This window comes from Martelella mediterranea (assembly GCF_021021415.1).
In the GTDB taxonomy this organism is placed as follows: domain Bacteria; phylum Pseudomonadota; class Alphaproteobacteria; order Rhizobiales; family Rhizobiaceae; genus Martelella; species Martelella mediterranea_C.
Genome location: NZ_JAINWJ010000059.1, coordinates 1 through 14,679, shown reverse-complemented (window position 1 = coordinate 14,679; position 14,679 = coordinate 1). Strand labels below are relative to the sequence as shown.

At 62.7% G+C, this 14,679-nt stretch carries 14 protein-coding genes; 6 read left to right on the top strand and 8 right to left on the bottom strand.

The window, feature by feature from the left end; translation table 11 throughout:
- Complete coding sequence (locus tag K7H91_RS23080; RefSeq protein ID WP_230722540.1) at positions 1 to 1,932, bottom strand: beta-N-acetylhexosaminidase; 1,932 nt, start codon at positions 1,930 to 1,932, stop codon at positions 1 to 3.
- 63 nt (positions 1,933 to 1,995) lie between these two features.
- A complete protein-coding gene (locus tag K7H91_RS23075; protein WP_230722539.1) occupies positions 1,996 to 2,859 on the bottom strand; it encodes a MurR/RpiR family transcriptional regulator in 864 nt (287 codons plus the stop codon).
- 249 nt (positions 2,860 to 3,108) lie between these two features.
- Here K7H91_RS23075 and K7H91_RS23070 point away from each other — a divergent pair, with 249 nt between their 5' ends.
- Both K7H91_RS23070 and K7H91_RS23065 read left to right on the top strand, forming a co-directional pair.
- Positions 3,109 to 3,585 carry a hypothetical protein gene (locus tag K7H91_RS23070; RefSeq protein WP_230722538.1) on the top strand — a complete coding sequence of 159 codons (477 nt, stop codon included), beginning with the start codon at positions 3,109 to 3,111 and terminating at the stop codon, positions 3,583 to 3,585.
- A gap of 29 nt (positions 3,586 to 3,614) precedes the next feature.
- Complete coding sequence (locus K7H91_RS23065) at positions 3,615 to 5,105, top strand: M81 family metallopeptidase (RefSeq protein WP_230722537.1); 1,491 nt, start codon at positions 3,615 to 3,617, stop codon at positions 5,103 to 5,105.
- 265 nt (positions 5,106 to 5,370) lie between these two features.
- Here K7H91_RS23065 and K7H91_RS23060 read toward each other — a convergent pair whose 3' ends face one another.
- From K7H91_RS23060 to K7H91_RS23035, 6 genes are all read right to left on the bottom strand, one after another.
- Positions 5,371 to 6,123 (bottom strand): SDR family NAD(P)-dependent oxidoreductase, encoded by a 753-nt coding sequence (locus K7H91_RS23060; protein ID WP_230722536.1) that lies wholly within the window; start codon positions 6,121 to 6,123, stop codon positions 5,371 to 5,373.
- Complete coding sequence (locus tag K7H91_RS23055) at positions 6,120 to 7,628, bottom strand: class I adenylate-forming enzyme family protein (RefSeq protein WP_230722535.1); 1,509 nt, start codon at positions 7,626 to 7,628, stop codon at positions 6,120 to 6,122. Before K7H91_RS23055 ends, K7H91_RS23060 begins: the two co-directional genes overlap by 4 nt.
- Positions 7,625 to 8,095: a MaoC family dehydratase gene (locus K7H91_RS23050; RefSeq protein WP_230722534.1), complete on the bottom strand. Its 471-nt coding sequence runs from the start codon at positions 8,093 to 8,095 to the stop codon at positions 7,625 to 7,627. Before K7H91_RS23050 ends, K7H91_RS23055 begins: the two co-directional genes overlap by 4 nt.
- Positions 8,095 to 9,111 (bottom strand): NAD(P)H-quinone oxidoreductase, encoded by a 1,017-nt coding sequence (locus tag K7H91_RS23045; RefSeq protein WP_230722533.1) that lies wholly within the window; start codon positions 9,109 to 9,111, stop codon positions 8,095 to 8,097. Before K7H91_RS23045 ends, K7H91_RS23050 begins: the two co-directional genes overlap by 1 nt.
- A 53-nt stretch (positions 9,112 to 9,164) precedes the next feature.
- Positions 9,165 to 10,142: a fumarylacetoacetate hydrolase family protein gene (locus tag K7H91_RS23040; protein WP_230722532.1), complete on the bottom strand. Its 978-nt coding sequence runs from the start codon at positions 10,140 to 10,142 to the stop codon at positions 9,165 to 9,167.
- A gap of 79 nt (positions 10,143 to 10,221) precedes the next feature.
- On the bottom strand, positions 10,222 to 11,166 hold the full coding sequence (locus K7H91_RS23035; RefSeq protein WP_051085122.1) for a DUF6282 family protein: 945 nt from the start codon (positions 11,164 to 11,166) through the stop codon (positions 10,222 to 10,224).
- Between the two features lie 111 nt (positions 11,167 to 11,277).
- Between K7H91_RS23035 and K7H91_RS23030 the strand changes: the two genes are divergently transcribed.
- The 4 genes from K7H91_RS23030 (at position 11,278) to K7H91_RS23015 (ending at position 14,574) form a co-directional block, all read left to right on the top strand.
- Positions 11,278 to 12,060: a DNA-binding transcriptional regulator gene (locus K7H91_RS23030; RefSeq protein ID WP_230722531.1), complete on the top strand. Its 783-nt coding sequence runs from the start codon at positions 11,278 to 11,280 to the stop codon at positions 12,058 to 12,060.
- A gap of 143 nt (positions 12,061 to 12,203) precedes the next feature.
- Entirely contained in the window at positions 12,204 to 12,569 is a 366-nt protein-coding gene (locus K7H91_RS23025; RefSeq protein ID WP_419197517.1) for a type II toxin-antitoxin system RelE/ParE family toxin, read from the top strand.
- Positions 12,569 to 12,910, top strand: coding sequence for an XRE family transcriptional regulator (locus K7H91_RS23020; protein WP_230722530.1), 342 nt, complete (start codon positions 12,569 to 12,571; stop codon positions 12,908 to 12,910). The genes K7H91_RS23025 and K7H91_RS23020 overlap by 1 nt, the downstream gene beginning before the upstream one ends.
- 494 nt (positions 12,911 to 13,404) lie before the next feature.
- Positions 13,405 to 14,574 (top strand): Fic family protein, encoded by a 1,170-nt coding sequence (locus K7H91_RS23015; protein WP_230722529.1) that lies wholly within the window; start codon positions 13,405 to 13,407, stop codon positions 14,572 to 14,574.
- Positions 14,575 to 14,679: the final 105 nt, after the last annotated feature.

The window sequence follows — 14,679 nt, the reverse complement described above, 5'->3', positions numbered from 1 at the left end:
TCACAATTTCGGGGTTTTGGGGGCAAGGGCTGCAAACCGCAGCCAGTTCTTGCGCGCCTTCGGCGTCCAGCCGGCCTCGGCCACCGCCGAAATGCGCGGGAAGACCAGATGGTTGAAATAGCCGCGCGACAGGAAGTGTTCGCTCCAAATGCAGGATTGGACGCCGCGCATCCGCGCCTTCAGTTCCTCGGGAAAATCACCCTCGGCCTCGTAAGTGTAGCTATGCTCGGGCGGCACGGTGCCGGCCCAGCTTGCGCCCGGCTCCTGAAACGCCTCGTCCTGCACCATGTCGAGATAATAGGCCTGGCCCGGCGTCATCACCACGTCGTAGCCGTCCCTGGCGAGCGCGATGCCGACCTCGGGTTTCTGCCATGCCATCAGCAGCGTGCCGTCGCGTTCGACGCCGCCGCCATGGGAGACCTCATCCCAGCCGGCCAGCGTCTTGCCGCGTTCGGCGAGCATCTTCTGGATGCGCTTCATGAAGTAGGACTGCAGGCCGAACGTGCCGTCGATGCCTTCCTTCTCCATCAACGCCCGGGCGAGCGGAGAGGCAAGCCAGGTGTTGTCGGCCACCTCGTCGCCGCCGATATGGATGTAGCGGGCGGGAAACAACTCGACCATTTCGTCGAACACCTTGCCGAGAAACACATAGGTCTCCTCGATCGCCGGGTTCAGCGCGTTGTTCGGAAAACCCTGGACCGAATGATAGCTTTCCGGCGCCTCCTGCCCGTCGGCAAGCTCGGGAAGGGCGGCAAGCGCCGCAGTCGAATGGCCGGGAATATCGACTTCCGGAATGACCTCGATGGCGAGCGCGGCCGCGTGCGCAACCACTTCGCGGACCTCGTCCTGGCTATAGAAGCCGCGCACCGGCTCGGCGCCATTGCCAAGCTGCGGCGGCATTTTCGTGCCGGGCGCGCGGGTCGCGCCGATGCCGGTCAGTTCCGGATATGCCTTGATCTCCAGCCGCCAGGCCTCGTCATCGGTCAGGTGCCAATGGAAGATGTTCATCCGGTGCCAGGCGAGGATATCCAGAAGACGCAGCACATCGGCGGTCTCATAGAACTGGCGCGAGACATCGAGATGGGTGCCGCGCCAGCCATAGCGCGGCGCGTCCTCAATCGTGCCGGAGGCCGGGAAGCGGAACGCCGACCCTTTCTCGCGGGCGGCCGACAGCATCTGCGCCAGCACGGTCAGCGCGTATTGGCGGCCGGTGGCGGTCGCAGCCCGGATGGTGATCGTATCGCCGAAGCCGATGGCATAGGATTCTTTTCCCATACTCGCATCGGTCTCGAACGCCATCTCCTTGCCGCCTTCGACCGGGGCGAGGCTGAAAGGCACATGGCCGCTTTCAAACAGGCGCGAAAACAGCGCGGTCACGCTGTCGACCGATCTGACCGCATCAAGCGGCGTTCCTTCGGCAGGATAAAGCGCCACCGGCGGCGTCTCCGCCGGGACCAGCGAGAGCGCTGCCGGCCAGGGCAGGATGAACCACGGCTCCTCGAACTTGCCCTCCGGCAGCAGCGGTTTCGGACGCTCGGCCACGCCACCGGAAACCATCAGGTCGTCGCAGGCGACATCGACATACCGGTCATCATCGAGGATCAGGAAAGCGGACTTCGCGCCATCGGTGCGGTGTTTTGCCGGACGCGTCAGCCCGACCACCGAAAACGTCCAGCTCTCGCCGGGCTGAAGCACGAGGCCTTCCGGCGCCTTGAAGGCGTGGTAATTGGCGTTGCGCTCGATGAAGTCCGCGTTTTCGAACCGCGACGCGCCGCTCACCCGGGTGAGCGAGGTATAGGCCAGCGAAAACCCGGAAATCGCCGCGTCGGAGAGATTGAAGAGGCGGAAATCGAAGGCCCCGGTCGGGTCGCCTTCCACCGGACGCCATGAATTTTCGAGACGGAATGCGGAACTGGACGCGACGTTGGTCATGGACCCCTCTTTGTTTATGCGTGATGTTGCCGGTTTATGCGTGGTGTTGCCGCACGAAAAAAGTCAGTCGCCGAGAAGCTGACTGTCTTCCTTGTCGCGGTGAAGGACGAGCTGGGTTTTGATGTTGCGGAGCGTGACGGCGGCATGGTCGCGGGTGCGGTAGGCGACCAGATTGGCGAGAATGTCGATCACCGCCATATAGGCAAAACGGGTCGAGGTCGGGCGGAAGATGTTTTCGCCCTCCGGCAGGTCGATGCCGATGACGCAAGCGGCGGCCTTGGCGACGATGCTGTCGCTCTGGGTCAGCGCCACCGTCTTTAGCCCCGCGCGCCTGGCGATCTCCAGCGTGCGGGCAAGCTCGTGGTTGCGGCCGGAAAACGAGGAAACGACGATCAGATCCTCGGCTCCGGCGGCGGCCGTCATCATCAGCTGCATCGAATGGTCGGCGCTGGCGGTGATCTGCTTGCCGAGCCGGAACAGCCGGTTCTGCAGCTCCGCGGCGATCATCGAGGAATTGCCGCCCGCGCCGAAGGCGTAGATCATCCGCGCATCGGCGATCATGGCGGACGCCCTCTCGACGGCTTCGAGATCGAGCGCGCGGTGCATCAGGAACAGGGCGTTCTGCGCCTTGGTGACGACATCGGCGGCGACTTCGGACGCGCCGGAGCTTCTGGCCTCCGGATTGAGATAGCGCACGCCGACATAGGCGGTCTTGGCGAGCTGAACCTTGAAATCAGCGAAGTTCTGGCAGGACAGGCGACGGCAGAAGCGCGTCACCGTCGGCGCGGAAACGCCGGCGCGTTCGGCGAGCTCCACGATCGAGGCGTTGACCGCGAAATCGAAATCATTGAGCAGGATATCGCAGATGCGCTTCTCGGCCTGCGAAAACTGGTCCTGCTGCTCCTGTAGAACCGCGAAAATATCCATATCCTGCGACACTCTCCCTAATACCGGCGCCAGGCGCCGTTCCTGAATCCGAGCCAGCTTATCGCAAAGTTTCAGGATGGTCGGGCTCTTTGTTTTGACGCATCGGGTTATCGAAAAACCGGATTCCACTTTTTCGCCCGATGCTCTATGCAAATTATTTTCTTTATTCGTTGACATGGCACCATAAAAACGGAATTCTGGCTAGAGAAAATCCCCATTCACGAAAAAAATTTAGATAGACGGCCCAAAATGCGTGATCCCTTCGCCAACCCCTTCTCCGATCAAGACCGGCGCGCGATATGGGAGATGCTGATGCCGCGCGATATCGATGCCTTTCTTGCCGCCGACTGGTCGATGGTCGCCGATGATTTCGTCACGGTCGGCTTTTTCGCGCTTGATGCCGGGCGGCAGCGCAACCCGGATGACTGGCGGCTCGGCTTTCCCGATCTTGACCATTACCGCGATGAATGGCTGCGCCAGGCGCAGGACTTCGCCAAGGGCCAATATGCCGACGATCCGCGCACGGCGATCTTCAACGCCACCCGGCTTGAGGAGATCGAGATTTCCGGTGACAGCGCGCTGGTGCGCAAGAAGTTTGACGGCGGCATCAAACGCGCCGATGGCGGATTTGACGGCATGAACTGGCAGACGCTTTATTACTGTCGGCGCGAAGACGGAAGCTGGAAGATCGCCGGCTTTACCGGCTACCTGCCGCATCCGTTCTAGATCGGACAGACGGCGGGGAGGAACGGACAATGCGGATATTCACGGCGGCGCTGGCAACGGAATCGAACACGTTTTCGCCGATCTGCATTGATCGCTCCGCCTTTATCGCCTCGTTCTACGCCCCGCCCGGCGGCCATCCCGAAACCCCGACGCTCTGCACCGCGCCGATCACGGTCGGCCGCGCCTTTGCGCGCGAGCACGGTTTCGAACTGATCGAAGGCAGCGCCGCCTGGGCCGATCCCGCCGGCCTCGTCAACCGCCAGGCCTATGAGGGTCTGCGCGACGAAATCCTTGACCAGTTGCGCGCCGCGCTTCCCGTCGACGCCGTCGTGCTCGGCCTGCACGGGGCGATGGTGGCTGCCGGCTATCAAGACCCCGAGGGCGATCTCTTGACGCGTATCAGGGATATGGTCGGGCCGAACGTGCTGGTCTGCGCCGAGCTCGATCCGCACAGCCACCTGACGGCGAAGCGGGTCGCGGCCGCCGATTTCTTCGTCGCCTTCAAGGAATTCCCCCATACCGATTTCGTCGAGCGCGCCGGCGATCTGTGGCGGATCGCGCTCGATACGCTGGAAGGCCGGGTGAAGCCGGTGATGTCGGTGTTCGACTGTCGCATGATCGATGTGTTTCCGACCTCGCGCGACCCGATGCGCGGCTTCGTCGACCGGCTGATATCGATGGAAAAGGCCGACCCGGAAATCCTGTCGCTGTCGGTGATCCACGGCTTCATGGCCGGCGACGTGCCGGAAATGGGCACGAAGATGATCGCCGTCACCGATGGCAACAGGCAAAAGGGCGAAAGGCTGGCGCGCGAGCTCGGCATGGCGCTTTTCGAAAAGCGCGGCACCTTCCGCATGCCGGAGATCGACGAGCGCCAGGCCGTGCGCCAGGCGCTGCAATCGAAAAACCATCCGGTGGTGATCGCCGATATGTGGGACAATCCCGGCGGCGGCACGGCGGGCGACGCCACGGTGGTGCTGGCCGAACTGCTGCGCCAGGGGGCAACCAACACCGCGGTCGGCACGATCTGGGATCCGGTCGCCGTCGCCATCGCCATGGCTGCCGGCGAGGGCGCGGAAATCCCGCTGCGCATCGGCGCCAAATCGGCGCCCGGCACCGGCGCGCCGATCGACGGCACCGTGCGGGTGGAAAGGATCAACCCGCATGCCGAAATGCGCTTCGGCGACAGCATCGTGCCGTTCGGCCCGGCGGTGACGGTGCGCCTTGAGGGCATCAAGATCATTCTCAACACCGTGCGCGCCCAGAGCTACGACCCCTCGCTGTTTACCGCGATGGGCATCGATCCGCTTAAAAAGGACATTCTGGTCATCAAGTCGACCAATCATTTCCACGCGGCGTTTTCGCGGATTTCCGGCGAGATCATCTATTGCGCTGCCGGCACGCCGTATCCCAACAATCCGAAGCTCACCGCCTATAAATATGCACGGCGCGACATCTGGCCGATGGTCGACGATCCGCATGGGCTTGGTGTGAAGGAACCCAGCGTCGGTCTGGGCTGACGGGTGCGTATAAGGGCGCTGAGGCGTCTCTCTCGAGGCCGATCAATCGCTTATGTTTCTGAAGCATACCCCCAACATTTTCTCCCGCTTGCGGGAGAGATACCCCCGAAAGGGGAGTGAGGGTGGCGCAGCATCTCGTCTCGTGAGGGCGTTCGCGGGGATAGACTCCCCCCTCACTGCCCCTTTCGGGGCATCTCTCCCCTCCGGGGCGAGAAGATTGGGGGGCTGTGCGGCTGGTGTCCTGCCGGGTTCGGGGGATGCCGCCTTAGAGATGCCGGCCCTCGTCCACGGGCACGATGATGCCGGTGGAGCTGGTGAGGAGGGTGGCGCAGGCGATGATGGCGCGGGCGACGTCGTCGGGCGTGGTGATCCGCTGGAGCGGCAGCGTTTTGGCCATCGCCTCCAGCTTTTCGCGCGGGCGGCCCGGCACGAAACCGGTGTCGACGCCGGCGGGCGAGACCGAGAACACCCGGATATCCGGCGCCAGCGCCTTGGCAAGGCCGATGGTGAGCGAATCGAGCCCGGCCTTGGCCGCGCAATAGGCGAGGTTGCTGCCAACCCCGGTGCGCGCGGCAATCGAGGAGACATTGACCACCGCCGCGTCTTGCCCGCGCGCAAGCAGCGGGCGGAAGGCGCGGACCATGGCGAAGGGGCCGCGGAGGTTCACGCGCGTGATCCGGTCGAACAGGTCATCGGTGAGCCCATCGAGATCGTTTGCCGGCACAACCTCGGTGGTTCCGCCATTATTGACCAGCAGATCGACCGCGCCGAAACGGGCCTCGACCGCGGCGACGGACGCCGCGATGCTGGCCGGCTCCTCGATTGCGATGCGGAGCGGCATATGCCCCTCGCCCGGCAGCGCGGCGGCCAGCGCCTCGGCCCTGTCGCGGTTGCCGTGATAGCCGATCACGACCGACGCGCCGAGCGCCGCCAGCCGTTCGGCGGTCGCCCGGCCGATGCCGCCGGAAGCGCCGGTGATGATGGCGACGCGGGGCCGAACCGGCAAAATGTCGCTCATGACGCCTTCTCCCAATAAGGGTTTTTCAATTCCTGCTTCAGCACCTTGCCGCCGGAATTGCGGGGCAGCGCGTCGCGGATTTCGACGGCTGAGATCTTCTGCATCCGCCCGAGCCGTGCGTTGACCCAGTCGCGGAGCGCATCCGGGTCGAGCGCCGCACCCGCCTTCGCCACGACAAAGCCGAGCGGCGTCTCGCCCCATTTCTCGCTCGGGATCGCGATCACCGCCGCTTCCAGCACGCCGGGATGCGACAGCAGCTTCTCCTCCAGGTCCGAGGCGTAGATGTTGAAGCCGCCGGAGATGATCATGTCCTTCTTGCGGTCGAGCAGCACCAGGAACCCGTCCTCGTCGAACATGCCGATATCGCCGGTACGATGATAGAGCGTGCCGTCGCGGTCCCGCCAGTAGAAGGCGCGGTTGGCCTCGTCATTGCGGAAATAGCCGGACATCATCATCGCCGAGCGGCCGATGATCTCGCCGCGCTCGCCCTGTTTCACGTCATTGCCATTGTCGTCGATGATGCGGATCGTGTTGCCGGCGGCAGGCTTGCCGACCGTATGAGCCTTGTCGGGATAACGCGCGGCATCGAGGATGGCGGTACAGCCGCCTTCCGTGAGGCCATAGACCTCGAAGAAATCGCCCGGCCAGGTGTCGATAAGGGCGCGCTTGGCGGCGGCCGGCAGCGGCGCCCCGGTGGATTGCTTGACCCTGAAGGCGGAAAAGTCGCGTCGTCCGAAACTGTCCGCCGCAAGAATGCGCTGATATTGCACCGGCACCAGCATGGTATGCGTGGCTCCGAGGCTTTCGGCGAGATCGAGATAGCGTTCGGCATCGAATTTCGGCATCAGCGCGACGCGCGCGCCATGGAACAGCGCCGACAGCATCGGCATCAGCGTGGTGTTGGAATAGAGCGGGGTGGCGAGCAGCATGGTGGACGCGGCATCGAGCCCGAACAGCGTGCGCGCCGCCTGGCGGTAGCGCATGCGGTGGGGATGGACGATGCCCTTGGCGCGTCCGGTCGTGCCGGAGGAATAGATGATGTTGAACGGCGCATCGGGATCGGCGGTGACGGGCGCTGCAAGGGGCGGGGCGGTGGCGCGGAAATCCGCCGGTACGCGGCCCGCCTCATCCTCATCAAGCGTCACCACACGCCCGGCATAGGCCTCAGGCAGGTCATAGCCTGCCTGCACGAACACCAGCGCCGGATCACAATCGGCGAGCATGCCGGCAAGCGCATCGGGATGGGCGGACGCCGGCAGCGGCACGGCGCAACCGCCGGCGGCGATGATGGCGAGATAAGCGGTGACGAGCCCGATATCGGCGGTGCCGAGAAGCGCGATGCGGCCAACGTCGCCATCAGCCGAAAGCGCGCCGGCGATCGCCAGAACATCCTCGCGCAACTGCCGCCAGCTTGCCGCCTCGCCATTGCAAAGAAGCGCCGTATCGTCCGGCCGGGTATCGGCATGGGCAAGAATGGCTGCGATCAGGCCGCCTTCCTCGCTCATGCCGCCGCATCCTCGATCAGCAGGATATGCCGCGCGACGATCGCCGGGCGCTCCGAACCATCAAGCTCGATCACCGCGTCATTGACGATGCGGGTGCCCTTCGGATGCGCCTCGGCCTCCACCAGCGTCAGCGCCAGCCGGATGCGGCTTCCCACCGGCACCGGCATCACGAAGCGCATCCTGTCATAGCCGTAATTGAGCCCGCGCCCGCGCCCGCGCCGCTCGATCCGGTAGATATCGCGCTGCAGGCGCGGCATCAGGCCGACGAGGTAAAGCCCGTGCGCGATGGTCCTGCCGCCGGGCATCTCGCGGGCGGCGCGTTCGACATCGACATGGATCCAGTGATCGTCGCCGGTCAGCCGCGCGAACTCCGAAATCGCGTCCTGCGTCACCGCCACCCATTCCGAATGCCCGAGCCGTTCTCCGGCATGGTTTGCGAGATCGCGGGCGTGTTCGACCGTCAGCATCAGTTTTCTCCCCTTTCGCGCGGCGCCGTTCCGGCATGCGCTTCGTCAACAGCGAGCACAACCTTGCCGATCTGTTCGTTGCTGTCCATCAATTGATGGGCCGCCCGGACATCCTCAAAGGCGAAGACCTTGTGGATGCGGGTGCGGATTGCGCCGCTTTCGAGAAGCGGCCAGACCTCGCGCACCAGTTCGGTGGCGATCCGGCCTTTGTATGCGGCGGGTCGGGGGCGCAGCGTGGACCCGGTCAGCGTCAGCCGGCGGCGCACGATCGCGCGGATATTGACCTCCGCCGTCTCGCCCTGGTGGCTGGCGAGAAACACCAGCCTTCCGTCGGGCCTAAGCAAATCGAGCTGTTTCTGGGTGTAGGGTCCCGCCTGGGCGTCGACAATGACGTCGAAACCATCGGTCAGCGCGCGCAACTCCGCCGCCCAGTCGCCGCGATAGCTGACGGCGTGCTGCGCGCCGATCTCCCGGCAAACGGCAAGCTTTTCCTCGCTGCCGGCGGTGGCGAACACCTTGGCGTTGCGGAGCTTGCGGGCGATCTGGATCGCCGCCATGCCGACGCCGCTGGTGCCGCCCTGCACCAGCAGGCTCTCGCCCTCGGCGAGGCGCGCCAGCCAGATGACATTGTTCCAGGCGGTGAAATAGACCTCCGGCAGCGAGGCCGCTTCGATAAAGGTGAGGCCGCGCGGCACCGTCATGCATTGCAATGCCGGAACGGTGCAGAACTCGGCATAGCCGCCGCCATTGACCAGCGCGCAGACCGGATCGCCGACGCTGAAGCCGGCAACGCCTTCGCCGATCGCGGCGATTTCGCCGGCGACATCGAGCCCCGGGACCGGCGAGGCTTCCGGCGGCGGCGGATAGAGGCCGCGCCGCTGCTGGACATCCGGCCGGTTGACGCCGGCGGCAATCACCCGGATCAGCACCTCGCCGGGTTTCGGTTCGGGCTTCGGCCCGTCAACAATTACGAGCACCTCCGGTCCCCCGGCGCCCTGAATTTCCACAAGCCGCATGGCTTCTCCTCCCGGCATGGAGCGGCAGGCGCCGCGCCATGCGTCGTTTCAGCTTACTTCCAGTCGTGCACGACCGGGTTCGACAGATGGCCGAGACCCTCGATCTCGATGTCGATGACACCGGAAAGCTTGTGCATATTGACCGAACGGTGGCCGTTGGGGAAGTTGCCGACGCCCTTGGCCGAGGTGCCGAAGCAGATAATGTCGCCGGGCTCGAGCGTGAAGTAGCGGCTCGCCTCGGCGATCACCTCGGCGACCTTGAAGCGGTAGCTCGCCGTCGAATCGACCGCGAAGGGCTCTCCGTCGAACCAGCCCTTCACCTCCAGCGCGTCGGGGTTTTCAACCTCGTCGGCGGTGGTGATCCACGGCCCCATCGGGCCGAATGTGTCGGTCGCCTTGGAGCGGGTGTGGTAGACGAAATAGACGTCGTTGTCGTCCTCGCCCTTGCGGTTGCGCCAGGCCAGATGATGCGGGCGGATCAGGTCCTTCTCGCGGGTGGTGGCGATCGAATCGAGGCCGAATTTCAGGCCGTGCGAAGTGACGTCATTGGTGATGGTGAAGCCGAAGATCGCATCCTTCGCCTCCTCCACCGTGACCTTCCGGCAGCGCTTGCCGATCACCGCGGCAAGTTCGAGCTCCGGTATGGTCTCGCCGAAATGTTCTTCCATGATGATGGGCTTGTTGTGGCCGGTCAGGCAGGACGGCGCCTTCAGAAAGAAGTTCGGCACGCCCGGATCGCGGTGGGCGGATTTGCGGATGCCCATATTGTTGAAGGCGACGCCAAGCACCTTGGAGGGGCGCGGCTGCGGCGGCATCCAGTCGAGGTCTGCTTCATCGAGCGGCGCGGCCGTGCCCTTTTCGAGCGCCGCGCGCACCTCGTCGAGCCTGCCCTCCTCGATCAGATCGAGCATCGAGCGCGGCGCTTCGTCAAGGCCGGCGCTCGCATAGAGCTCTGACAACAGCACGGGCTTGCCGTCCTTCTGGGCGACCAGCGCCGGGCGTCCCTGATGATTGATCGTGCCTAGTTTCACGGTAGTCTCCTGCTGTTCGGGCGGGCTTCATGTCTACTTGCGTGTTTCGGCGCCCATCCGGCACACGGAGAAAGAAGGCTCAGCCGAGGTCGAGACCGACCAGCTTTGCGGAATTGTCGCGCACCATCAGGCGCACCTCGTCCTCGGAAAAGCCGAGCGCGAGCAGCAGCTTGATTGCCTGGCGCATGCCTTCGACCGGCGAGGGGTTGTCCACCTGTCCGAGGTCGGAGCCGATCGAGGAATGCTCGACGCCGGCGGCCAGGATGTGCTCCTTCAGTTCCTCCGGGGAGAACACGTTGAAGCGCGAATCCACATAGAGGCAGGCCGACTGCTCGATCAGCGCGCCGAACTGGGCGAGCTCCGTGATGTCCTGATAGGTGAAGTGCAGGCCGTACATCGGATGGTTGACCAGAAGCCGCTTGACGCCGCGCTTCTTCGCCTCCTCGAACAGTTTCCAGATTTCGTAGATATGCAGATGCCCCGATGACAGGATCGCGTCGAAGGCGGCGATCGAATCGAGGATTTCCTTCACGACATCGAGAATGTCGCCATAGGCATCGAGCACCGTGATGCCGGGCGATTTCTTAAGCTGGACGTTGGAGGCAAGGCGGGACTTGCGGTGGGAGGAGCGGATGTGGTTAGCCGATTGCGCCGTCGGCATCCAGACGAGCTTTGCGCCCTGGTTGAGCTGGGCGTCGACCACGTAGGGGTTCAGCCCGCCGGTGGTGTTGTTGAGCACCAGCCCGCCATACATCGCCACGTTCAGGTGGCCGAGCACGCGCTCCATGATCGGCAGGAAGGGGGCCACCGAATAGTGGTGATCCTTGAACATGATGCCGCGCATGCCGGCGGCAGCCGCCTGTTCCACGGCCTGGAAATGATCGAGCTGGCGCGCCATGGTGGAGGGGCCGGAATGGACGTGCAGATCCACCGCCCCCTTCATCAGCCCGTCGACGACGCCGTCGTCGATCGTCGCCATCAGCGCGCGCGCCTTCTCCCTGTTTTCCGCCCCGTTCTCTGCCATGCCAGTCTCCTTGTCTTGCTGGAAAGAGGTATAGGGCTTGACAATTTGCGCCGACAACGCGCAAACCCATCTCGTTTCGACAGACGAAACGCCACTGACCGGGAGGATGAGGTGAGCATTCGTTCGATTGAGCGCGGCCTGCGCGTGCTGCAGGAAATGAACCTGCAACCCTACACTTCGATCGCCAGCCTGCACGAGCGCACCAGGCTGCCGAAGCCGACGCTGGTGCGCATCCTGAAGACGCTGGAGCAGGCGGGCTATGTGGAGAATGATCCGCGCGTCGGCGGCTATCAGCTCTCCGCGCTGGTGGCCTCGCTCTCGTCGGGCTATCACAAGGAGCCGATGGTGGTGGAGGCCGGCCGGCCCTGGGCGGTCGCCGTCACCCGCAAGCATCAATGGCCGGTCTCGATCGCGCTTCTGGACCGCGATGCCGTGGTGGTGCGGTTTTCGACCGTGCCGGACAGTTCGGTCTCGCCGTTCCACAAGACCGTCAACATGCGCCTGCCGCTGATCACCCGCGGCCTGGGCCTTGCCTATCTCGCCTTCGCCGAGGAGGAGGAGCTGGGGCTGGTCCTGCGCATGCTGCAGACGTCGGAAGATCCGGAAAACGCGCTTGCCCGCAACCCGGAGAAGATGAACCGGCTGGTCGCGATGACCAGGGCCCGCGGCTACGCCACCCGCGCCACCCATGTCGAGCCGCGCAATTCCGATACGCTCGCCGTTCCCGTCTTCAACGATTCCGGCCGCGTGGTCGCCAGCCTCGGCCTCACCTATTTCCGCTCCGCCTTCTCCTCCCACCGCGAAGCCTGCGAACGCTACGCCCCGGTCCTGAAATCAGCCTCCAAGGAAATCACGCGGGACCTGACGCGCTTGAAGAGCAGTGCGCTGGTGTGAAACGCAGCTCCCCTAGGCGCTTCCCAACCGCGTGTTCGTTTAACGTGTGGAGGGAGACGCGACACTAAATCTAAGGTTGCTTGAAAGCCCTGCCCCTGATAATTTTATAGCCTTGAAGTTATATAAACTGAAGGCTATATTGCGTGGCATGGACTGTGGTTTTTGACGATGAGTTCGTTGACGATTTCCGCACATTCGACAGCGAAGTGAAGATCGAGCTGCGCGCCATGGTGTTGCTCCTCGCCGAACGCGGCCCCGAACTTGGGCGACCCCGGGCCGATACGCTGAACGGTTCGTGCTACGCCAACATGAAGGAGCTTCGGTTTGATGCGGCGGGTGGCGTCTGGAGGGCTGCCTTCGCGTTCGACCCCGACCGAAAGGCCGTGGTTCTCGTCGCCGCCGACAAATCAGGCGTGAGCGAAAAGAAATTTTACAAGAAGCTGATCAACACGGCTGACAGGCGCTACGAGGCCCATCTGCACGCGTTGAAAAGGAAGGATAAAAAGTGATGACGAAGTCCGCGGAAGACGTTTTTGCCGAAACCATGACGCCCGATATGATCGCGGCATCCGATCTGCGGGCGAAAGAGCTGCTCGAGGAATACGACACGCTCCAGAAGCTTCGCAAGGCGCTTGACCTGACTCAGGAGCATATCGGCAGGAAAATGGGCAAGAAGCAGGTATCGGTCGCGCAGCTTGAAAAGCGTTCCGATTTCCTGCTTTCGACGCTCAGGGATTATGTGGAAGCTCTCGGTGGAGAGCTGGAACTGGTCGTGAAATTCGAGGACCACGCCCCCATTCGCCTGTCTGGCATCGGAGAGAGGAACTTCTCCGATATTCCTCGCAACTGACCCCTGTCCACCGGAGCAGAAAAACAAATGCTGAGGCTGGAAAAATGGTGCCGCTTACGTGACTCGAACACGTGACCCCATCATTACGAATTGTTTTTTGGAAATTATTTCAGATATTTAGATGGAGTGTCACGGTGTTGGATCCTACTATCCAAGCTTTTGGATCGACTCGTCTTTTGTTAGTAGGACGATAGCACATCATGTCACCCGGTTGCTACGCGTTTCAACCCGTGACGCTACTAGGCCAATGCTAATCCCGCCGCACCCTACTAAACCCCCGGACCTCCCCCTATCAACGGGTTTTCACGTTTGGGCCGGGGAGCGGAACAGGCCTTCTCGACTGTATCGGGCGATAGACGGTTCTTGAAAGGCGATCGCCGCAAATTTTCGGACTTTAGTTAAGGACTATTCTTAATAAACGAAAATTCCATTTCTTTAATTAATGATGACTGCTATTTAAATCTCCGAACTTAGACCATTCGGAGTCGCGCAGCATGCAGGAATCAAACAAATCTGGCAGTCGCCTCGGCAGATTCATCGAAACGGCTGTTGCCGGCGAGCGCGTCAGAGCCTTCGTACCGCCGCCGCTGCCGCCGGAACCACCGATTGAACTTTCCCATTTACTTTCGCGCTTGAGTTCCGCGGAGCGGGCGCTTGGGCGGCTTGACGGCGTTTCGCTGCTCCTGCCCAACAAGGAACTTTTTCTCTATATGTACGTACGCAAGGAGGCGGTACTGTCCTCACAGATCGAGGGAACGCAATCCACTCTGTCGGATCTCTTGCGCTTTGAAACCGATGCCGTGGCCGGCGCGCCGCTGGATGATGTGCGCGAAGTTTCCAATTACGTCGATGCCATGATGTACGGACTGGATCGGATGGAGAAGTTGCCGATCTCTCTGCGCCTCATCCGCGAAATGCATGGCAGGTTGCTAAACAGCGGACGCGGCGCAGCGCAAAATCCCGGCGAATTTCGCACCTCGCAAAACTGGATTGGCGGAACCCGTCCCGGCAACGCGATGTTCGTTCCACCGCCACCTAACGAGGTGATGTCCTGCCTTGGCGATTGGGAGCGCTTTGTTCATGCGAATATGCCGGGAATTCCGCCACTTATAAAGGCCGGATTGCTGCATGTGCAATTCGAGACCATTCACCCGTTTCTGGACGGCAACGGCAGGCTCGGACGATTGCTGATCACCCTCTTTCTTTGTGCCGAAGGCGTCTTACGCCAACCGCTTCTCTATCTGTCGCTCTATTTCAAGACACATCGCGCTGACTATTACCGCCTCTTGCAAGAAGTCCGGGAACGCGGCGCATGGGAGCCTTGGCTTGAATTCTTCCTTGATGGCATCGCCGAAACGGCCAACCAGGCCTTCGATACGGCGAACCGCATTGCGAACCTCTTGGCGGCGGACCGCGAGCGTATCCTGGCGGAAGCGGACCGAACCGCGTCAGTATTGCAAGTTCACGATCTCATGCGGACCCGCCCGTTCCTGACTGCTGCTGTCGCGGTGGAACAAACTGCTTTGACCATGCCCACCGTCAACGCCGCCCTAGGGCAGCTTCAATCCCTTGGGCTCGTGAATGAAATCACAGGTCGCAAACGAGGCCGGGTTTTTGCGTACAGTGCCTATCTTGACATCTTGAGCGATGGCGCAGGTGGATGAAAAAGCTTGCCAAATTAGAGTCGCAGTTGCGCTACCTATTCTCCCCCTGCCAACGGGCTTCCCCGTTTAGAGGCCGATTTAAAAGTTATTGAGTGATATCAGAAG

Coding starts and splice junctions, on each gene's coding strand:
- K7H91_RS23020 (WP_230722530.1), top strand. CDS start 12,569: ATGACGAAGTCCGCGGAAGACGTTTTTGCCGAAACCATGACGCCCGAT.
- K7H91_RS23065 (WP_230722537.1), top strand. CDS start 3,615: ATGCGGATATTCACGGCGGCGCTGGCAACGGAATCGAACACGTTTTCG.
- K7H91_RS23060 (WP_230722536.1), bottom strand. CDS start 6,123: ATGAGCGACATTTTGCCGGTTCGGCCCCGCGTCGCCATCATCACCGGC.
- K7H91_RS23075 (WP_230722539.1), bottom strand. CDS start 2,859: ATGGATATTTTCGCGGTTCTACAGGAGCAGCAGGACCAGTTTTCGCAG.
- K7H91_RS23050 (WP_230722534.1), bottom strand. CDS start 8,095: ATGCTGACGGTCGAACACGCCCGCGATCTCGCAAACCATGCCGGAGAA.
- K7H91_RS23080 (WP_230722540.1), bottom strand. CDS start 1,932: ATGACCAACGTCGCGTCCAGTTCCGCATTCCGTCTCGAAAATTCATGG.
- K7H91_RS23035 (WP_051085122.1), bottom strand. CDS start 11,166: ATGGCAGAGAACGGGGCGGAAAACAGGGAGAAGGCGCGCGCGCTGATG.
- K7H91_RS23055 (WP_230722535.1), bottom strand. CDS start 7,628: ATGAGCGAGGAAGGCGGCCTGATCGCAGCCATTCTTGCCCATGCCGAT.
- K7H91_RS23045 (WP_230722533.1), bottom strand. CDS start 9,111: ATGCGGCTTGTGGAAATTCAGGGCGCCGGGGGACCGGAGGTGCTCGTA.
- K7H91_RS23015 (WP_230722529.1), top strand. CDS start 13,405: ATGCAGGAATCAAACAAATCTGGCAGTCGCCTCGGCAGATTCATCGAA.
- K7H91_RS23070 (WP_230722538.1), top strand. CDS start 3,109: ATGCGTGATCCCTTCGCCAACCCCTTCTCCGATCAAGACCGGCGCGCG.